Annotated in this window: 13 protein-coding genes and 1 pseudogene; all 14 read right to left on the bottom strand. The window is 47.6% G+C overall.

Features of this window, described 5'->3' with window-relative positions; translation table 11 throughout:
* Nucleotides 1-74: 74 nt before the first annotated feature.
* A complete protein-coding gene (locus F8N35_RS04625) occupies nucleotides 75-2,753 on the bottom strand; it encodes a hypothetical protein (RefSeq protein ID WP_293050185.1) in 2,679 nt (892 codons plus the stop codon).
* A 2-nt stretch (nucleotides 2,754-2,755) separates the two neighbouring features.
* Nucleotides 2,756-3,049, bottom strand: a complete 294-nt coding sequence (locus F8N35_RS04620) for a SemiSWEET transporter (RefSeq protein ID WP_293050184.1) — start codon at nucleotides 3,047-3,049, stop codon at nucleotides 2,756-2,758.
* Between the two features lie 190 nt (nucleotides 3,050-3,239).
* Nucleotides 3,240-4,361: a uroporphyrinogen decarboxylase family protein gene (locus F8N35_RS04615; RefSeq protein ID WP_293050183.1), complete on the bottom strand. Its 1,122-nt coding sequence runs from the start codon at nucleotides 4,359-4,361 to the stop codon at nucleotides 3,240-3,242.
* Between the two features lie 6 nt (nucleotides 4,362-4,367).
* The gene (locus F8N35_RS04610) at nucleotides 4,368-5,444 is read right to left on the bottom strand and encodes a uroporphyrinogen decarboxylase family protein (protein WP_293050182.1); all 1,077 of its coding nucleotides are present in this window, start codon (nucleotides 5,442-5,444) and stop codon (nucleotides 4,368-4,370) included.
* Between the two features lie 178 nt (nucleotides 5,445-5,622).
* Entirely contained in the window at nucleotides 5,623-7,656 is a 2,034-nt protein-coding gene (locus F8N35_RS04605; RefSeq protein WP_293050181.1) for a glycoside hydrolase family 127 protein, read from the bottom strand.
* A 128-nt stretch (nucleotides 7,657-7,784) separates the two neighbouring features.
* Entirely contained in the window at nucleotides 7,785-9,941 is a 2,157-nt protein-coding gene (locus F8N35_RS04600; RefSeq protein WP_293050180.1) for an alpha-rhamnosidase, read from the bottom strand.
* Between the two features lie 15 nt (nucleotides 9,942-9,956).
* On the bottom strand, nucleotides 9,957-11,792 hold the full coding sequence (locus F8N35_RS04595; RefSeq protein WP_293050179.1) for a right-handed parallel beta-helix repeat-containing protein: 1,836 nt from the start codon (nucleotides 11,790-11,792) through the stop codon (nucleotides 9,957-9,959).
* A 148-nt stretch (nucleotides 11,793-11,940) separates the two neighbouring features.
* A complete protein-coding gene (locus tag F8N35_RS04590; protein WP_293050178.1) occupies nucleotides 11,941-12,642 on the bottom strand; it encodes a vitamin B12 dependent-methionine synthase activation domain-containing protein in 702 nt (233 codons plus the stop codon).
* A 143-nt stretch (nucleotides 12,643-12,785) separates the two neighbouring features.
* Nucleotides 12,786-13,784 carry a uroporphyrinogen decarboxylase family protein gene (locus F8N35_RS04585; protein ID WP_293050177.1) on the bottom strand — a complete coding sequence of 333 codons (999 nt, stop codon included), beginning with the start codon at nucleotides 13,782-13,784 and terminating at the stop codon, nucleotides 12,786-12,788.
* A 112-nt stretch (nucleotides 13,785-13,896) separates the two neighbouring features.
* Nucleotides 13,897-14,565, bottom strand: a complete 669-nt coding sequence (locus tag F8N35_RS04580) for a cobalamin-dependent protein (RefSeq protein ID WP_293050176.1) — start codon at nucleotides 14,563-14,565, stop codon at nucleotides 13,897-13,899.
* A gap of 65 nt (nucleotides 14,566-14,630) precedes the next feature.
* Nucleotides 14,631-16,196, bottom strand: coding sequence for a sodium/solute symporter (locus F8N35_RS04575; RefSeq protein ID WP_293050175.1), 1,566 nt, complete (start codon nucleotides 16,194-16,196; stop codon nucleotides 14,631-14,633).
* Nucleotides 16,197-16,486: 290 nt separating this feature from the next.
* A pseudogene (locus F8N35_RS04570) lies at nucleotides 16,487-17,545 on the bottom strand (cobalamin-binding protein); the annotation flags it as partial.
* 59 nt (nucleotides 17,546-17,604) lie between these two features.
* The gene (locus F8N35_RS04565; RefSeq protein WP_293050174.1) at nucleotides 17,605-19,839 is read right to left on the bottom strand and encodes an alpha-xylosidase; all 2,235 of its coding nucleotides are present in this window, start codon (nucleotides 19,837-19,839) and stop codon (nucleotides 17,605-17,607) included.
* A 108-nt stretch (nucleotides 19,840-19,947) separates the two neighbouring features.
* Entirely contained in the window at nucleotides 19,948-20,664 is a 717-nt protein-coding gene (locus tag F8N35_RS04560) for an L-rhamnose mutarotase (protein WP_293050173.1), read from the bottom strand.
* Between the last annotated feature and the right edge of the window lie 21 nt (nucleotides 20,665-20,685).

Genomic DNA, 20,685 nt, shown 5'->3' with positions numbered 1-20,685 from the left:
GGGGTTGGATAACAACAAAACGTTAATATTTTTATATTCAAATATTTATCCGTGTATTCCGTGTGCGATATATCTTAATTAAACAACCAGTCCACGTTACCGGCATCACCTTCGCCACCTAATCCGGCATTGCGGGGCGTGATCTTTTCCGAAGCATCGGTAAAGCCGAGAATCATCAAAGCTCCTTTGCCTAGTGTAAGCTTATTTTTACCCGCCGGGAAAGTATAGCTGTGTACATTGACCGCTGCACGATCGGGAATCTCCACCGCATTGAATATCTTCACGTCGGCCTGTCCAAAATCGTTGGCGCTGGCATCAATTTCCAATTTCGGCGCTTTGGCATATTCACCCTTGGGGGTATTAAAATAGCCCACCAGCACATTCACCGGCTTCTTGTTTTCAAAGGCAACGGTAGTGCCCTCTTTAGCTTGGTTTTCAAAGTTAAAGCGAATTCCTTTCAACTGTTTCAGCTCATCGGATACAGCATTGATCAGATAATCTTTGTCGCCAAAAACCTTTTCGCCTTTCATCAACGGATAAAATTGCTGCGATTTGTCGAGCAAAGTCACCTCTGCCGCCTTCAGCGGTTGAACGGTGCGCACAGCATTCGCTCCGTTTTGTTTCACAAAAGCGATATTTTTACGGAACGTGGCCAATTCTTCTTCAAAATGAGGCAACAGCTCTGCCCAGGTTTTATTTTTACCGCCAGCACTGCTGATGGGAATTTTACGCTGACCCGTTTGCATGCTATTGGCATACAGATAGGTATCTTTTGTCAATTCGACCAGACGACGATAGTAAACCAGACTCTTTTCCAGAAGAGTCGCTGCACTGTCGAGGTCGGCAATACGACCGGAATGACCATACTCCATGGCCAACATAGCCGCTTTCACCTTCAAGGCAAAGAAATTGGCAAACGCATCGTAACAATGCACATCGTTGCGCAAGCGCTCGAACTCGGCACGGTTTTTCGTCACATGCGGAGCCGCCAGTTCGATGGCTTTCACCCCGGCAGCACCGTGCGCCACAGCTGTAGCTATCATCTGCGGCGGAATCTCACCCACATGCGGCTGGTGATTCCACTCTTTGGTCATGTAATCGGCAAGCAGTTCACCTTCGGGTCCGCAGGATGCAAAAAATTCGGGGTATGTTGTCCATTTTTTCGGATTCACCAACTGGCTCATAAACATCCCCAATAAGAATGTCTGACGGTTTCCTTCGGTGATGCCAAACTTACGGAGCAGTTGCGGAGAAATCTCTCCGTCCTCTTCGTAGGCTGCCAGAATATTTTTCGCCGCATCGGTACCGCATTGATACATTGAATCCAAACGTGCGCTCCAGTAATTGATTTCATCCGAACGATCACGATCGGCTTTCCACGCGTAGCGCGACCATGCACTATACCAGATCCAATCGCGATCCATCTCCAACAGGCGTTTATCCGCCTTGTCGGCAGAATAAGGCCAATCCCAGTACGATGCCTGTGGGTAGAGATGAAGCGCATTAGCACCCTGTGCACTGTGCATTGCTTTCACAGCCTTCTGTATAAAATCGGGCGAACCGTAACGGAACGGCTCAAGGTTGGCCAGAATATGGACATTCTCGATAAAGACCGAACCAAGTTCACTCAATCCCTTATTGACGGCAGTCCAGGGGCCGCGCGGCTGATAGGTGGTCAGTGATTCGCCGTTGTATTTGTTCATCGTGTAAAGATTGTGATACAAGGGCTTGGCTGCTGTTATTACCATCTTGGCATCCGTATCGTGGTTACGTAGAATGATGGGCGGCTCGTCAGTACGACCCAACGCTTTCAGACCATCTTTCACTCCAGGTATAATTGTTTTTGTAAACCATTCACGGTCATCGTCGTAGGTATCCATTGCCTCGCCAAGGCAAACGAGCAGACCAACGTTAGGATATTTTTCGATAAATGCCGCAATCGATTTACGGGTATAATCGGCAATCAGCGGCGTGATGGGACGGCTACGATCCTGCGTTTTGATGCCGTAATGTTCGGCAAATGGTTTGGATACTAAAATATTGTAAAACATCTGGATCACCCAGATGCCCCGTTTGTTGGCCTCCTTCGTCAGGAAAGCAAAGAGTTCTTCGTTCTTCTTGAAATCTTCATCGGAAACTTCCACGGCAAACGGATAATCCTTCAATTTGACTAACGAAGCAAACGGATGGCCGTTCCAAAGATAAACCGAATTCATCTTGTTGTCCACCAGCATATCCAGATACTTGATCCACATGGCTTTGTCGTACAACCATGGAAAGACTTCGGGAGTGTAGGGATATTCGTAAACCGTACGACCGGGTAGGTAATAGGGTTTCTGCACGCCTATACATGCGCCACGCAACACCATCTCCGGATGATCGGAATAATTCAGATCAGCAGGCAAAGCCTTCTTTTCGTTCAGTTTGGCAATCAGGTCGATGCAACCATACAATGCGCCCGAAGCATCTTTCCCTTTGATGGCGATCCACTGCCCGACGGTTTTCACCGAATAGCCCTCTTTTGCAATGGTTTGTGTGGTATCTATGGCTACTGAAATTTTCCAATCTTTCTTCGATGCTTTGGCTTTGGGAGAGGCATCCGCAAGGTAACCCTGCTTTTCAAGAGCCGTTTTTACACGTTCGATGCCGTATTCCACCCTTGCATTGCCGGGAGAAGTATTGACTACCACCACTTTTTCGGCGGCAAACGCCGTGATAGATAAAAAGCTCAGAAATAATAAAATATTTCTCATTATCATTTAGTTATATCGTTATTCAAATTATTTTTCGACTTACTATTCCGGATTGTTACATATAAAGTATAAAACGATGGTACCAATCCGACACCATTCGCCAACATCATCGGCATATCTTCAATGAGCACTCCATAGGTAAACCACAAAATGACGCCTATCGTCATTGTGAGATACATGCCCAACGAAATGCTGTGCGTGTCTTTTGTCTTAAACACTTTGTAAGCCTGCGGGAACTGGCAAATTGCCGAGCAGACACCTGCGGTATAACCGACTATAGCAACATTAAATTCCATATTTCTATTTACAATTTTCCCGATAGTTATCGGAATTACAATTTACGATTAAAATCTGTATTTTCAGCAGACATCAGGACTACGTCCTTGACAAGAATTAATGTCTTTATTTATGGGTTAAGCGGTTTCCTAACCGCTTGATATTATATCTTCAAGCGACAAGGAAGTCGCTTGTCCCTACTCCCTAAATTTATTCACACATCTCATGCACCAACTTATACGCTTCTTCCTGCTCGGCAGGTGTGGCACAATAAGTTACAACGACCATTTTCATCCCTTTCGTCCAAAGACGGGAGAGTTGTTCGCGAATAGTTGCTACATCGCCCACAATACGGGCATTGAGTGCTACACCGGTATTGGCAAAACGGTGAAAAGCCTCCAGATTGTCGGTCGCTCCCGGATCGGTTTGCGGAGAGAAAGCACCATCGGCCATCTTGAGACCTTTGGTTGCCAACACGGCATCAATCCAGCCCGACCAGTCGCCACACGAGTGGAACACCGGGCCACCCAGCGGAGCACAAATCTTTTCCACATAAGGCGCTGCCATTTCGGCATATTGTTCGGGTGCGATCATGATGGCATTGTCGTCGCTCATGCCCAGCCCACTCCATTTTGTTGACGAAGCAAAACCATGTCCCGGCAACACCAATGCATCTCCAATCAATGCCTTTTGTTTTTCGTCGAAACGGATAGTCAGGTCGGACAGCAAATCGAACAACGCCTGTACCTTTTCGGGAGCCATCATCAGATCCATAAAAAAGCTGTCCAACGGTAGCAGGCTCGCCACAATATTGAGCGGCGACTGCATATCGGTAAACGACACCGGCACCCGCCCTTTGGTTTGATCCATAAAATATTCGATCATCTCCAACGTATGTCGCCCAATGGGTGTTTCTGCAACTTCTTTGTAATCGCTTGCCAACACTTCATCGATCGACGTAAACCGAGGCTTCATGGCAGGGGCATTTCCTTCCACCCAATGGTAATCACCGCCAAAAGCACTCGCAATAGTTCCGATACCATACCAAGGTTCCAGAAAATTGGGCACATCGGCTTTGAACAGCATGCTCTTTTCAAGTGCACCCAGTTGCAATGCCAACGAAAGCTCCCTGTCGCGGCAACCGTACGAGAAGCACTCCGCCACCCGCATCCGTCGATAGACCATCACCCCTGAATTGCTTTTCCAGAAAGCTTCGCAACCGGCATTCAACCCGTTGCAATAATCCTCGTAACGATCGAAATCAAAATCGGCAGGCTTCACCGGAACTACTGTTGTCGCCTGTGCATCGGCAAGAGTATTATCAAATTTCATAACAATCTATTTTGAATACTCTTTTCTGAGTTCTTCCACCGTTTCAAAAATGACATTGATCTTATCGTCGGTTACGCTGTCGTCCATATTGATGCAGCAAACAGCTGTCAGATACGGATTGCCGGACTCGCCCACCAAACGGGTGATGTGACCGCGAATTTCGTCGTGCGACTGCTTGGCCAACTCCACCGGACTGAGACGAATACTGAACATCGTGTCGGGCAGTTGTTCACGCAGCAACTTCACATCGCCACCCCAACCCAGGTCGAGAAAGTCGAGATGCGGAATTTTGGCAAAACTGGCTGCCATGCGGTGCGGATCGGGTCCGCAATAGTGGATGCCGTACGGACGACGGGCACTCCATTTCACGTCGAAAGGCAACAAAAACTCTTCATAGTCGTCCTCCGAAATCATGGTATGCGAACATTCGGAATGCAACAACACCGGCTCTTTCAGCAAACGGACATTGCGCGTTACCGAGATCGATGACGTTCCGGTCAGGTTCTGTACATAGGCTGTAAAGCGTTCGATCACCTGTGCGATTTTGGCAAAGTATTCCTTCACCTCATCGGGCGTCATCATCATATCGATAAAGATGTTCTCGCCCCGCACGTCAAGCGCCAGGTTGAGAATGCCACCCCAGTTGATATCGCCGGTAAGGTAGCCATATTTTTCTTTTAAAGCTGCAACCAATTTCTCCAATCGCTGAAACGGTTCCGAAGCAAATGCTTTCTCAACTTCAATTTCAAGAGCATCTGCATTGGCACAAACTACCTGTGGCGGATGCGATTCGGTATAATTGACCGTGCAACCGAGCATCTCCGACAACAAAAATCCTGAAGCCAAATGCACCGCCCCGATCTCAGGACGTGCTTCGTTGCGGTATTCTCCCAAGCCGTATTTCCCCCAACGATCGTACAACACCTTTTCCATGTGTTGCTCCTCTTCCACCCGTTTCAACGGATTGAAAAAGAAATCGCGATCGAAGGTGATTCCTTCGTTTTTATTCCACCACTCCGGTGCCAGCACAATATCGACCGGAAGTATATTGTTCCCCAATAAGGAATTTGATTTAAAAGACATATTTTTGATTTACAATTTATTCATTTACGAATACAAACTGCCTCTACCACAAAGGGCACAAAGAGCATCACAAAGGAACGCAACAAAAACTTAGTGTTCTTTGTGCATCCTTGGTGTTCTTCGTGGTTCATCAGATTTCATCTTCAAATTTTCACATTCTCAAATCTTCAAATCGAATTTATTTTCTCAGCAAATTCATCCAAACGGTCATGTCACCCTGTCCGCGGTTACCCCATGCAAAGTAAGGAATCAGGCGAACTGTAACCTCTTTCTTCAATGGCGATACTTCACGGTAAAGCGTATTGCTCCAATCTCCCGTATTTTCAACAAAAGCTTTGCCTTCAAGAGCAGCCAGTTTGGCACCATCAATTTCAATTGGTTTGGGCGCAAACTTAATGTCGGAAGGCAATGTCACACCAAAGATGTTGCTGCCCGGCAGATCGACGCCTTCCATGCAATAGACCACCGGACCGCGTTTTACGGCTACCTGGTTGCGCGACTCTTCTACCAGCGGATTAGCCTCCATCAGTTTGGCTTCCATCGGCAAATTGAGTTCCACCTTGTCGCCGGCTTTCCATTTCCGTTCCAGTTTTACATACGAAGAAGACGCCATATTCGTTTGCTCTTCTTTTCCGTTCACCGTCAATGAAGCACCCTTGCACCAGCCCGGAATGCGGACAAAAAGTGCAAATGCTTTTTTCGGGGCTTTCTTCAATTCGAGAGAAACTGCACCCTCCCAAGGATAATCGGTGGTCTGGACAACCTGAATTTTTTCGCCGTTTTCGAGCGTGGTATTTATTTCGTTACCTCCGTAAAGATTCACCCACAAACCCTCTTTGGAAAGGTTGTAAGCATAATCCTGTACCTCGGAAACGGTACGGGTGGTATTCGGCGGACAGCAGTTGGACAAGGCGATATACGGAATACGGCCTCCCATCCAGCGCATTTTATACGGAAAATTGGTGGACTGACTTAACGGATTGGTGTAGCAAAAATCGACTCCGTCGAGGCTAACGCCGGACAAAAGGCTATTGTACAAAACCAGTTCCACCACATCGGCGTATTTGGCGTCGCCGGTAATTTGCAACATGCGCCAGTTGAACAACAGGTTTCCGATGTTGGCACAAGTTTCGTTGTAGGCTGTCATATTGGGCAACTGATAGTCACGACCAAAAGACTGATGCGTTTTCTGAATCTCAACCGGATTGTAAGACGTACCGTAAGGAGAAACGCCGTCATACAGGGCTCCGCAGCCGCCTGTGATGTACATTTTGGTATCCACCATATTGTTCCAAATCAGGTTCAACGGACGGAGCAGTGAGGTATCTCCCGTTTCGGCAAAAACATCGGCCACACCGGCATAGAGGTAATTAGCACGCACGGCATGTCCCATCGCCTTGGTTTGCTGACGGAACGGCACCCGATCCTGATTGTCGTCGGTGCCCTCTTTCATCATACCGCGTATATCGATCAAACTCTTCGACAGTTCCAGATATTTCGGATCGCGGGTAGTGCGATACATCTCCACCACACCCATGTAATGCGAAGGGCAGATAGCATTGCGTGCCAGTTCGGGCGAAGCTTTTTTGTAAAAGTCGTAGAGAAAATCGGCGGCCTTGATAGCGGCATCCAGCAAAGTGCGTTTACCCGTAACCCGGTAGTGCAGGCAAGCCGCTGTCATCAGGTGACCCATGTTGTAGGTCTCAAAATTGAGACGATCGGCGAAAGCCCCGGCTTCTTTCGGATTATTTCTTTGTGCAATAATAGTCGGAGTATGAAGATAGCCGTCCGCACGCTGCGCCTTAACGATCACCGGAATAATCTCGTCCATCAGCTGGTCGAGTTTTTTATCACCGGTCTGGGCATAAAGGCTTACCAAGCTCTCGAACTCCTTGTAAAAATCGCCGTCCTGAAACGACGGACCGACAAAACGCCCGGTATCCTGTCCGGCTGCGATCTGAAAATTCTGAATGGCATGACCCAGTTTCGGGTCCATGTAGGTTTTCAACAACTTAGGCGACATGGAGTTGCGGCACACCTCGAAACGATCGGCCCAAAAACCTTTCGTCCAGTGCACATCGCCCATGTTTACCCCAGTCAGTTTCGCATACGGACTTTGCGAAGTGTTGACCAAACTCTTGTTTTGTGCCGTCAAGACAGTTACTGCTCCGATCAGCATCCACACTACAATCTGTAATCTTTTTTTGCTCATAAAATTTTTTACCTAAACTTTGCGTTCTTCGTGAACCAACGGTCAGCTAAGCTAAATTCTTTGTGCTCTTTGTGGTAAAATCTGAATTCAACCACAAAGGACACAAAGCTCACACTAAGCGCACTAAGTTATTTATACTTCACACTATATTCTTTCCCGGCCTGAATCTCCAGTTCGTATTTATTGTCGCCTTTGGCAACGATCGATCCCTCTTTGCACGAAGGTTTCGATTTGCTGGAGAAACGGAGCGTTCCTGTACCTTCATCGGCTTTTACCCTGATTTCCTTCGTGTTTGCATAGATATGCACCTTACCGTTGGGTGTCGGCACATCGCCTTCCATCCATTGCAGGTCACCGAGGTTCGGTTCGATGTCGTAAGTTTTGTAACCCGGCGATGTCGGCTTCACGCCCAGATAATATTTGCCCAACAGGTAGATGGGACTGGCTCCCCAGGCATGACAAAAACTGTTGCCGAAGGGGCGTCCGTACATGGCGGTCTGATTGGTGCGTTCAGGATTGTATTTTTCCCAGAAGGTGGTAGCACCGAGCTTAATCATGCCGCCCCAGTAGTCGCGCATCTCTTTCAACACATGCTTCTGTTCGCCCAGAGCGCACAACGCTTCCAGTTCGTAGAAACGCATATACGGAGTTGTAATCTTCAGTGCATGCGGATTGAGCAACACGTTTTGCTTCACCGCTTCGGTCTTGGTTTTGTCGAGATAACCGAACAACACGGCAAACATATTGGTAAACGGAGTTATCTGCGCGCTTTGCTGACCATTTTCACGGTTATGCACAAAAGCACCGGCCTTGTCCGACCAAAACGCCGGCAAGAGTTTTGCCTTCAGGTCAGTTGCCAGTTTGGTATAACTGTCGGCATCCTGCTTGTTATTCAATAAATTGGAACACAACGCCATGGTTTCGAGGCTACGGCAGAAGAGCAACTGTTCGAAACTCACCTGTCCTGCCTTGCTCATTTTGAAGTCGGCCCAGTCGATAAATACCCAGTCGCCAGCCTTCCCTTCCATCATTCCGTCGGCATCGCGACGCGAGAGGCAGAAATCCATCAGGCTCTTCATGCGCGGGTAGAGCTGTTCGATAATCTTTTTATTTCCGGTGTATTGATAAAAATCGTAAATACTCATGAACCAGTAGAAAGTGTAATCCATGATGGTGTTGACGTGGCTGGTCACCGGATCTTTGCCACGCAAGGCGAAGATGGTACGACTCGCCGCATCGGGATCGAAGAACGAGTAGTAGTTCATCAGGTAACTCTGGTAAGCGTCGCCACTCCACAACCAGCGGTCGCGTTTGATGCCGTCAATGAAAAACTCGCGGGTAGTGAGGTGAAGCGTGTAAATACCCACATCCCACATTTTATTCACCAAAGCATCGTTGCAACGGAAATTACCCTTGTATTCCAACGGCAAATATTCGTACATCATCGACACCGAATCGTACGAAAGTGCATTGTCCTTTTCCACGTAAACATAGCGGAAAGCCTTCGAGAGATCGACCGTGTAATCTTTTGCCGCCGGTTGATCGATGGAGAGATGATCCAGCGTTTCGCAACTGTCTACCGAAAGTGCCTCTTCGGGCGATTCGCCGTAGTAGACGCTAAGCGTTCCTTTACCTTTCAGTCCGTTAAATTTGGGATAACCGAAAGTCTCTTTACCAAAATCGTACAACACTCCTTTGCCGACCTGCTTGTGCGAAACGGCCGGTTGGGGTTTGGTTGCAAGTTTGTAAGTCGATGGAGGCGCGTCGGGCGAATTGAAATTCCACGAAGCAGCATCCAGATAGAGCGTGCCCGACGAAGTGTCGGATGCCTTACCCGACTCGTCGATCCACTCCTTATCCTCGTAGGTCACCTTCCACGAACCGTCCGACTTGATGGTCGGGCCATTGACGTAAATGGAAGGAACGGTGGCCTGATTGAACACCTTGATATTGAGCGAATGCTTGCCTGCCGGAATAGTCACTTTGTCGGGAAAACCGAACAGCATATTGCCGTCGAGCTTCACGTTGTAACGCCCTTCCACCTTCAACGATACAGTTTCGGGAGCCGTCAGGTCGAGCTTTTTGGAGAACTCCACCAGCACATAGTGACTGTCCACCTTCCAAAACGGAGGAAAGAAAGCGCCGCGGGCGGTACGACGGTTTTGCACGTTGTTACTCAGCCAGATCTCAAAATCGCCCGGATAGTAGATCCAGGTGGCTACCTTTTCGGCAAAAAGGGTTTGTGAGGCAATTGCCAAAAAGAGGAGTAAGAATAATTTTCTCATGGATATAATTGCGAATTACAATTTCTTCAAATACAAATACTTTGCTTCCAACCCCGCGCGGCTTTTGATCGAATCGGAAACCTGGGGACCGTTGTTTTCCCAGGTATTGCCGGGACCGTTGGCATTCTTCAGGTATTTTTCCGAAGGTGTCCAGTTGTCTTTCATGGTGATGAACGACGATCCTTCGTCGGTGTAGAGGTAGAACCAGTGTTCGGGATCGTGTACAAACGGAGGCACCATACAGCTGTCCACCACGTTTTCGGTCACCATTGTTTTCGGTTGCACCGACAAGATATAAATTGCCGCCACATCTGATTCTTTCGTCGCAAAATGGTGGATATAGTTGGCATACACACGGTTGTTACGCATGCAGTTCACACTCTTGCTCCACGCCCAGCCAAGACTGATGCCCATGTAAGGAATATCGTACAATTCGTTGTGTTCGATGGCAATGTTGCGGACAAATCCGGCTGCAATGCCTGCACACGACCAGTCTTCGTTTGCCACATCGGTGACATAATTATTGGCAATGCGCTGATCGGTACAAAGTTCCCGTTCATCCAACGGATCGTACGGAAGATGTGCCTCCAGTGTTTTACTGCCCATAAATCCGGTAACAATACCATTTGCAGCAATGTCGCGGAAGAGGCACCCCTCCAGATTGGTGTACTGGCAACCCGTAACCATATCGATACCCGCAGCGCCAAGATGTTCGAAACGACACCCGCTCACGGAAATATTACGCACATTGTTCATCATCACGGCAGCCGGTTGGCGACCCAACCAGGCCTGATTTTCAAGGCCGCGGTTTTCATTGTCCAAGGCACCCGGAGGATCTATCCTGTAAGCATCGTAGAAAAACATGCCCGATTGCAGGGGCACATGTCCTTTTTCCGATGGGCGAGTCCAGGTAGTGTGGTTAAATGCAATGCCTTTGAAATAAACATATTGAACCGGTTTTTCAAGCGTTCCCTCTACCGTAACCAGCGTTTCGATAGCCGGCACAATCGCTTCGGACTTGCTCATATCTTCACCGGCTCGCGGAATGTAATACAGTTTGGCTTTATCCTGATCGTAAAACCATTCACCCGGTTGATCGAGCAATTCCAGGGCATTGGTGAGGTAGAAAGCCGAATTGTTGAACGGTTTGCCAACAGTCGGCGACGGCCAGGGATGTTCAAACTGAATACGCGATTCGGGATTGTGGAATTTGATGCCGGCCGAATCTCCATGAAAAACGACCGATTTAATACGCAGGTTGGCCACTCCCCACATCTGATGGATGACCAGTTCGGCATGAGGTGCTTTGGCAATACTTCTGACGGCCTTTGCCGGCACCCATAGCGTTTGGTGCTTTTTGTCGTTTTTCAAAATAGTATTCATTTTGGTAAAATCGGCCACATCGCGGGCACGAACAGCTTTAGCGCCATTCACCCACAACTGACGAAAATTAAGTCGACAGCCGTTGAAATCAGGCACATCGGCTACCCAGAATTTTCCTTGCTTTTTCCAGCCGCTCACCTTCATCCCTCCGCTCAGCACCGGCAGTTCGCCCGCAGCGGCTTCAATGATGGTAGGACTGCTCTCCGTTCCGTTGTCTTCGGGACGAACGAAAACCGGTTCGTACTGGAAATAAGTTCCTCCTTTGAGAATAATATGAATCGCTTCGTCTTTGGCTACTTTCTGCAAACGACGCAGGTTGCGGGCATCGCGCAAAGCCGCAGAGAGCGTGGCTTTGGGTGCAGATGCAGAACCATCGGCAGCATCGTTCCCCGAAGGAGAAACATAAATATCGGTGGCAAAAAGCGAAACCGATGCCAGCATAAAACCGGCAAGAAAGAAGGACTTCATATATAAAATTTACAATTTATTCATTTACTATTTGATTATCTTACCACAAAGGGACAAAGTGCATCACAAAGGAGCACAAAGAAAACTTCGTTTGCTTTGTGTTCATCAGATTCCATTTTCAAATTTCCACATCTTCAAATTCTCAAATTTACTGTTTGATCTTTCGGTAAATGCAGTTTTCATTTTGGCAAACAGCACAACCGTACTCTTTACGGGTCACGGTTTTGCCGATGCCGATAATGCCACTCACCGATTTGATCGGCTGCATCAGGCAGGAGTCGGAGAGCGAAATACCGCTCGGGTTCTCGCCAATAAGGCTGAACAATGCTTTCTGCGACGAGAGATGCCAGTTGCAATAACCCGGACTGTACCGATTGCTGATCTCAAGGCCACGGGCTGCCGCTTTCAGTTCCAAAGCAGCCTGAATCTTGTCCATCGCTTTTTCTACCGTAAGTGATCCGATAGTATCCACGATATACGCTTCCAGAAAATCGTTCTGATCATTCAGGTAGGTCGACAACTCCGAAAAGAGATCACCTGCCGTACAGAGAAACAGCGCCGCATACTCCGATCCTTTCAGGTAACCGGCCACCTGACGCTCAACCCTCAAGCTTGTATCCGCAATAACAATTTGCCCGTCCGTAATACTCAGCTTATTAACAGGCAGAATTTTATACCCACCCCGAATGTATTTGTTCGATTGCAACTCCGGCAAAATCTCTTCCAGAAATACAATTCCCGGATGCTCCTTTTCCGAAGGATCCAACTTCAGAAAATCGCAAATTTCCACTACCGTGGGAGCGACTTCCTCAAAAGCGTAACTGTATGTTTGAAATTCTGTATGTTGCATTATAGAACAAAGAGTAAAGAACAAAGAACAAAGACTTTGACCTGTTCGAATTACAGTCTTTGCTCGTTATCCTTTATTCTTAATTATTATCTCATAATATGTTATCTACTAATTTGACTTCAGCAGATTTCATTTTCAAATCTTCAAATCGTCTCATTGTATTCCTGCACAGCCCTGAAAAAAGCTTCGATATTGGCATTGGACGCGTGCGGAGGAATATCACAACCCGACGAAATAACAAAATTGGCATAGCTGGTCGTCTTTTCGAGCAACTCCTTGGTTTGGGCATACACCTCATCGGGAGTCCCCATTTTGAATACGCCGACCGGATCGAGATTTCCCATAACAATCACATCGGCAGGGCAGTCGTTCAAGGCCTGCACCATGTCGATTTTATTACCAAAATGGAGTGCGCGTGCACCGGTTGCCAACATCGCTTCCGTGCAATGACCCGTGTTGCCGCAGTTATGCAAAATTACAGTAAAATTATCGTCCTGCACAGCCTCAACAATCTGTTTCACATATCCCGAGGAATACATCTGACAATCTTCATTCGACAATAAGCCGGCAGCAGGTTCGGCCATCACCACACCCTGTGTTCCACTTGCTTTTAATGCCTTGCAATAGTCAATCAGAAACTGCGTACATTTCGATAACAGTTCGTTGATGGCATCGGGTTCTATGTAGATACCTACCATGATTTCCGACATGTCGTACAAACGACCTGCCAACGAGAACGGTCCGATGCACCCCGAAAAGACCGGTTTGTCGGTAATATTTTCGGCTGCCAGTTTGTTGGCCAACAGGTAAGCAGGCACACGCCCCTTTTCGAGCGATGGCACTTCGAGTGCGGCAATAGATTCGGCATCCGATACCAGACGACCGGTTACCGTCGGCACCTCATTGTCCGGGAGATTGATGGTTGCTCCGAAAGCTTCGGCCTCTACCGTCAAATCCATAATGGAGGTGCAGGCCGGCATGGCAAACTGCTCTGCCACCGATTTGATAGCCTCGTAATGTACCTGTCCGTCGCTGACGGCTTCTTTTACTGTTTTACCGATCGCTTCGATGCCCGGATGAGTCATAATGGGCAGTGCGATGCGTTGTTTACTTGTAAGAATGGAATCGATCCAGGATTTCATTTTTTAGATATTAGAACAAAGAGCCAAGAATAAAGACAGCCCTTACGAATTTGAGAAACAAATCCGTTAAGCAGACTCTAAATCGTACTTTGTAAATTGTCAATCGTAAATATTATGCAATCAGTGTGTCCAGCCAAACGATGTCGTCCTGCGGTGTTTTGCCGTAGGCATCGGCACCGATGGAAGCAGCAAACTCGGCTGACAAAGGTGCTCCTCCAACAATAATTTTAGTGTCGGGAGATACCGCTTTCACCGCCTCGATCACCGGTTGGATGTTCACCATCGTGGTGGTCAGCAACGCCGAGATACCCAGTGCTGCACCCGGATGTTGCTGTACGGCTTCCACAAATTTTTCGACCTTCACGTCGATACCCAGGTCAATCACTTCCCAACCGGCACCTTCCACCATCATGGCAACTAAGTTTTTGCCGATATCGTGCAAATCGCCGAATACGGTTCCGATAATGAAAGTACCTTTACGCTGTACGGCGCCGCTTGCAAAGAAAGGTTTCAGGTGCGCCATTGCCGCGCTCATCGCCTTGGCCGAGAGTAACATTTGTGGAACAAAAATTTTATTTTCAGTGAACTTTTGGCCTACTTTGCCCATAGCCGCAACCAGTTCGTCCAAAATCTCAGATGGCTGTGCACCGGCTTCCAGCGCTTCTTTGGTATATTCGTCGGCTCCCGGTTGCCCCTTCATAGTGGGAGGATAAGGCGATGCCAAATTAATTTTCCCGAATTCCACACATTCGGAAAGTTTCATTAATAATTCCTGATTCATAATGCTCTATGTTTTGTTTAGTGTAAATATTTTTGTTTAGTGTTTAGCGTTTATGCTCAGGTCTTTCAATTGAATATGATGTACAATGTAACCATCACCACGATAAGCAATCCCCATGCAATTTTTACCGTATTCGATACTTTGATCGGTTTGTAGTCCAGCGTATTTTCGTGATCCTCGGCTCTTTTGTCCATCAGTGAATAAACGACCGTGAAAAGGGACAGTCCCACAAACAGAAAGAACGACAGGTAGAGGAAATGCAAATCGGCGAAAATCAGTTTCAGGTAAAACAATATCCCGATGGTCAGGCAAACCAGCGTTCCGGCCGACAGAACCCAATTGATGGCACGACGCGATGTTTTTTTCCACAACACGGCAAACAAAAATGCCACCGACATCGGCGGAGCCAGGAATCCCAGTACCGACTGGAAAACATTGAACAGATTCAATCCCTTGATGCCATCGATTGCCAGTGCAATGACCACAGAGACTACGGCGCTTACCACCGTCACCCAACGCCCGATTCGGATAATATCGGCATTGGTCGCGTTTGGTTTATGCTTTTTCAGGTAGATATCCATCGTGTAAACCGTACTCACCGAATTGAGCGACGAACCAACATTGCCGATCAACGCCGCCATCAGCACTACGATAATCAGCCCCTTCATCCCCATCGGGAAAATATTGGTTACCAGTGTGAGATACGCTGCGTCCGGATTTGCCAAATGCGGATAGAGCACAAAGCAAATCACCCCCGGTAAAATAAACAAAGGTACATCCAGAATCTTCAACCAACCGATAAAACTGGCACCCAATTGTCCTTGTTTCAGATTTTTAGCCCCAAGAACCGACTGCACCATCGACTGCTCGGTACACCAGAACCAGACTCCCATAATGGGATAACCCAGGATAATGGCCAACCACGGAAAGTCTTTGTCCGAGTTCGGCAAAAACATCTGCCAGTAGTGTCCCGGCGTTTGACGAAACAATTCCGAAGGACCGCCTACTTTATCGAGTCCGATCAGCGTCAACGTTAGCGAGACAATGATCAGCAAAATCATCTGAAAAACACTGGTATATGCAATCGCTTTCAAACCTCCGGCAGCCGTCAGCAACGTTGCGAGAACCACCATGATGATGATAGACGACCACATCGGAATGCCCAGCAACTGTTTCACCATGATGCCACCGGCAAACAATCCCAACGACAACCACGAAATCAGAATCGTGATCAGCGTGTACCAGGCCAACAGGTGGCGGGTCGATTGTCCGAACCGTTTTCCCATGTATTCGGGCAAAGTCGAAACCTTAGCCCCGATGTAACGCGGTGCAAAAACCACCGCCAGCATCAATATGAAAATGAACGCATACCACGCAAAATTTCCCGACACGATACCCGTGGTGTATCCGGCACTTGCTGAAGCCAACAACATGGAGGGTCCAACGTTAGTTCCCCACATATTGAGCCCGATGGAAGGCCACGTCAACGAGTGTTCGGCGAGAAACATATTCTCGTTCTCTTTTTTCTTCTTTACAAAACTCACCCAGTAACCGATAAAGATCAAAGTCGCCATGTAGACGGCAATAATCACAAAATCGAGGCTCTGGAGAGTGCCTAAAATGTTATTCATGAATATTCAGTTTATAGTATAAGGTTAAACGTATTGTCCGTTATCGTACACGTAATTTGTCAAGAAAATCAATTATTTCTGCTGTTGGCTCATTATATCGTTGTTAGATTTCAACAATTGACCTCTCCCGAAGAGAGGGGCTTTATATCTGCATTAATGAGTCTTATCTCATATTATCACCTTCGTATTCCTCCTCTCCTTGGGAGAGGAGGTTAGGAGGAGAGGTCCTAACACAATGTTATTATTCAATCGCTTAACTCTTATCCGATATAATGTCTATGAATTTATCTGTATTTTTCTACAATTCTCAATGCCTGCTCAATCTCTTTTTCCGATTTGAAATCGACGTTGATGTGCAATCCCTGATTACCCACATTATCGAGTAACGGTTGTAATTCGTCCAATGTCACCCAATTGGCCATAATGGATTTTCCTCCGGCTATTATCTTCTTATACAGGTCGTACCATTGCGGACTGCCTCCCTGCGGCTGACCGTAACCCGGCGTCCACTGAATGGCGCTCAGGTTTTCAATCTCCAACAGCGCATCCAAATGGCGAATAGCATCCACCCCATCAAGGTGATAGAGCGTGTAATCGATCTTGTCGCATTGCTGTTTCAGGAAGGGCAAGGCAAATATCCGGAAATCTTCCGGCGAAATCATAATGGAGATGTCGCACTGCAACTTGGATGTTTTGGCGGGTCCCCAAATAGAAAAATAGCAAAATGCCATCTCACCATCCACGTTGATTATATCGTAAATGTCGTCGAATACCTTGAAATAAACATCGTTGATGGCCTGCAACTGCTCCAGTGTACGGTCGGGATCAAGAATCATGTCCATCAGTACGTTGTCCGGTCCTTTCAGACTGGCTAACGTATCGAGGCCTTCCACCAAATCGGGACAGCCTACCAGATAATTGCCCTGCGCTTTCGCCTTGCAAGCTTTCAGCAAATCGAGATGCAGTTGGTACCATTTATTATTTTCGTCAAAGCGGATATTACCGTCAAAACCTGCATTTTCTCTGATCCAGATAGTGTCTTCACGCCCTTCAAGATCGGCACCAATGGTAGCCGCCAGCGAACCGGGACCCAGTTGCGTATTGGCAACCGGGAGAATATCGGCCATGTACGAATTGCGCGACATGGTATAGTGCAGGTAATCGGCCCGCCACTGCGGATCGAACCAAAACTGATTCATATCTTTATGCGGAGCAGGCGCTGCCACATCGGCATACGGTGCTCCATCTTTTTGCAGGTGTTCCCACATGGTCAGCACAATGCCTTTATGGTTCCACCAGTTGAGGTAGTGCTGTTTGGTTTCTTCAAAGTTAGTTTTCCAGGTTTGCATAAATATAATATGTTGTACGCAAAGACGCTATGACGCTATAATTCTTTTGCGTCTTTGTGTCATAGCGTACGTTCCGTTTTTTCATCAAAGCGGATTTTCACCACTTTCGTCATATCCATTTCGTCGGTGCAATTCACATTCTCGGGATAAACCGGAATTTCGGCACCGTATTTCACGTACACTGGCATCTGTTCCAGAGGAACTTCCACGTTGCGTAACCAGCGTTCCCCTTCCAGTATTTCTCCGGTAAAAAAGTTTACCCACTTGCCTTCGGGCAGATAAATATCCCGACGGTTCTGCGAATTCATCACCGGAGCCACCAGCATGTTGTCTCCAAAATAGTACTGATCTTCAATATGCCAGCAGGTCTTATCTTCGGGATGGTGGAACAACAATGCTCGCAACACCGGATAACCGGTATGGGTTACCTTTTCGCTCTGCTCCAAAATATAGGGAATCAAACGGTAGCGCAGCTGCAACCATTTTTTTACGATTGGCGCAATGGCGGGATAGTGCCAGGGTTCGCGCTCGTGCGAACCGTGATAGCGCAGGTGCGACGAAAAGACCCCGAACTGTGTCCAGCGCACGTAAATATCGTCGGGTAAAACGGAGTTCATAAAGTTGGGCACACCATGAAAACCCGGTACGTCGTGACTCCAGAAACCGAAACCCGACAGACCAATATGCAAGCCACCTTTCAACGAACCGGCCAGTCCGTCCCATGAACAGGCCGAATCACCACCCCAGTGCAGGGGATAACGCTGGCAACCCGCCCATCCGGCACGCGCCCACACGATGCCGTCGCCGGCCACCTCTTTGGTGATTTCGTAAGCTGCTTTTTGGTACAATAACGGATAGAGATTGTGCAATTTTTCGGGTGTCATCGAATGGTATTCAGCATCCAGGTGAATATCTTCACCAAAGTCGGTTTTGATGCAAACGACACCCATATCGAGCAGTTTTTTCAACAAACTTTTGTACCATTCGGTTGCCTTGTCGTAGGTGAAATCGATGGTACCGGCATAATCCTCCATGCTGAAGTTGGACGAGCCGGAAATTTTCCGCTCGCTCTTGCTGATATAGTCGTTGGCGTTGGCCTCTTCGTATTGCTCGGCATTGTATGAAATGTAGGGCAATTGCCACAAACTCACACGGTAGCCGTCCTTCTTCAGGTCGGCGATAAATTTCTTCGGATCGGGAAAACGTTCGTCGTTGAACTTCCACTCGCAGAGCCAGTCGGTTTTAAACCAACCTGTATCCAGGTGAATCACGTCACAGGGATAACCCTCCGTGCGCATCCGGCGACAAATATCGTTTACCTCATCGGCAGAGAAATAGGTCATGCGGCTCATCCACGTTCCAAAGCTCCAGAGCGGAGGCATGGTCGGGAAACCGGTCAGTTGACGATAGCCGAACAAAATCTGCTCGGCGGTGTCGCCACCAATAAAGAACAAATCCAGCATCGGCTCTTCCACCAACACCTGTGCAGAACGAGTAGAGTGATCGGCCAGCGAGAATTTGGCAAACGAGGTGGTATGCAGGAACAGTCCGTAATGTTCGCTCGAAAGGTAGAACGGAATATTTTTGTAAGCGCGACGGTTGTTGACACCCTGTCCGTCCTGATTCCGCAGTTGGAATGTCCGTCCCGAAAGATCCATCTTGGCAAAACGTTCGCCGGTGCCGACAAAGCACTCATCGGCTTTGGCTTTCAACGAACAGGTCACACGATTCGGGACATCATTTCGTTCTACCAATGCCAACGCAAAAGCATCGTGGCGGGCAGGTGAAAACATGTCGTAAGCGGAAAATTTTACCTCATGCACGCCATCGGGAAAAAGAGTCAGGTCGATGGTTTCGGCCGGTGCCGGAACCAGATCGCTCCACCAGCTTATTTCAGGCTGGCGGAAACTGACAATGGCTTTGGTTTGGTTATGGGAGTCCTTTACAATCCATTCCAATGCTGTTTTTTCAACATGCAAAGGACTAGGAGTAAGGCGTGCATCGAGTTCCAACATCGGAGAGTCTTCCATCCATTCGGTACCAAAACCGATGGCTGCCCGTACGATTTTTCGGCCGTAAGCCCGCAAGCGCAACACATAGTTTTTGCGGGGCTCTGAGGTATCGGGATTTATCTCGTTGGAGTTCTGTTGCTTTTGAAAAGGGATCGTGATAAACACGTCGCCATTCTTCGCGTCAATCTCCGTGGGCGTACACGCTCTCCACAAGCGATCACCGTTGTCGAGCGTCGTACTGAAGTCAAGAAAATCGAACAGTTGATAGTTGGTCTGCTGCATGGATTTGATATTATAATTCGCACACGGACTACACAGAAATAACGGAATATCACAAAATCAACGAGTTTGCTGTCTCAGTTATTTCTGTGTTTTCTGTGTGCTAAAGGTCTATTTTCTGTTTTCGAACAACACCCAGCTCGTTCCTACGGGTGCATCTTCAATTCCTTCCTGATATTTGCTCATCAGGGCGTTCCATTGATCGACACGCGGGTTGTTCTCCGATGTTTTGGGATTAAGGTCTTCGAATTTCTCTCCTTTCGGGATGCTGATGACCAGCATCAACTGACGGCCGGTACGAAATACCAAAAGCTGTTGAAAGTTAGCATTACAAAAACCTTTCGATACTTCCGGCCACTTTTCGAACTGAGTACGGTGATACTCCATGTATTGCTTTTGCATGGTTGTATCTTTCACCAGATTGGCCGACATGATAATATTGGTCCACTCTTTGGCAACATCGTCTTTGGCACATTTTTTCCGGTCGAAAACATAGAACGGACGTTCATAAAGCTTCACCTGAGTGGAAGGAAAAGACTTTTCCAGCTTTGCCTTTACAGCATTGATGTCGGTGAAATACGAATAGATCACCCAGTGTTTGTTCCATTCGTAGACAGACGTAGTATCCAGCTTATTGTCCTTGCAAAATTTCACAAAATCGGATAAATGTAACCGAACATCTCCTTTGTTGATGATCTCAACCACCGACGGATATTGTGTCGATTTTTGAGTACAACCGGCCAACAATACCACAACAAAAAAGAGAAGTGCTCCCCCGACTCCTCTCAGGGAGGAGAATGAAATCTGCTTTACATCATTTGTTCTCATTTCATTTTAGAATTAATCAAA

The sequence above is a fragment of the Paludibacter sp. genome, from assembly GCF_009712605.1.
In the GTDB taxonomy this organism is placed as follows: Bacteria; Bacteroidota; Bacteroidia; order Bacteroidales; family Paludibacteraceae; genus Microbacter.
Note: the sequence above shows the minus strand (reverse complement) of the source record. Positions and strands in the feature narration are given on the sequence as shown.

Excerpts from the sequence above, each read along its gene's own strand:
- F8N35_RS04575 (WP_293050175.1), bottom strand. The coding sequence starts at position 16,196 with ATGAATAACATTTTAGGCACTCTCCAGAGCCTCGATTTTGTGATTATT.
- F8N35_RS04625 (WP_293050185.1), bottom strand. The coding sequence starts at position 2,753 with ATGAGAAATATTTTATTATTTCTGAGCTTTTTATCTATCACGGCGTTT.
- F8N35_RS04590 (WP_293050178.1), bottom strand. The coding sequence starts at position 12,642 with ATGCAACATACAGAATTTCAAACATACAGTTACGCTTTTGAGGAAGTC.
- F8N35_RS04580 (WP_293050176.1), bottom strand. The coding sequence starts at position 14,565 with ATGAATCAGGAATTATTAATGAAACTTTCCGAATGTGTGGAATTCGGG.
- F8N35_RS04565 (WP_293050174.1), bottom strand. The coding sequence starts at position 19,839 with ATGCAGCAGACCAACTATCAACTGTTCGATTTTCTTGACTTCAGTACG.
- F8N35_RS04585 (WP_293050177.1), bottom strand. The coding sequence starts at position 13,784 with ATGAAATCCTGGATCGATTCCATTCTTACAAGTAAACAACGCATCGCA.
- F8N35_RS04595 (WP_293050179.1), bottom strand. The coding sequence starts at position 11,792 with ATGAAGTCCTTCTTTCTTGCCGGTTTTATGCTGGCATCGGTTTCGCTT.
- F8N35_RS04610 (WP_293050182.1), bottom strand. The coding sequence starts at position 5,444 with ATGTCTTTTAAATCAAATTCCTTATTGGGGAACAATATACTTCCGGTC.
- F8N35_RS04620 (WP_293050184.1), bottom strand. The coding sequence starts at position 3,049 with ATGGAATTTAATGTTGCTATAGTCGGTTATACCGCAGGTGTCTGCTCG.
- F8N35_RS04560 (WP_293050173.1), bottom strand. The coding sequence starts at position 20,664 with ATGAGAACAAATGATGTAAAGCAGATTTCATTCTCCTCCCTGAGAGGA.
- F8N35_RS04600 (WP_293050180.1), bottom strand. The coding sequence starts at position 9,941 with ATGAGAAAATTATTCTTACTCCTCTTTTTGGCAATTGCCTCACAAACC.
- F8N35_RS04605 (WP_293050181.1), bottom strand. The coding sequence starts at position 7,656 with ATGAGCAAAAAAAGATTACAGATTGTAGTGTGGATGCTGATCGGAGCA.
- F8N35_RS04615 (WP_293050183.1), bottom strand. The coding sequence starts at position 4,361 with ATGAAATTTGATAATACTCTTGCCGATGCACAGGCGACAACAGTAGTT.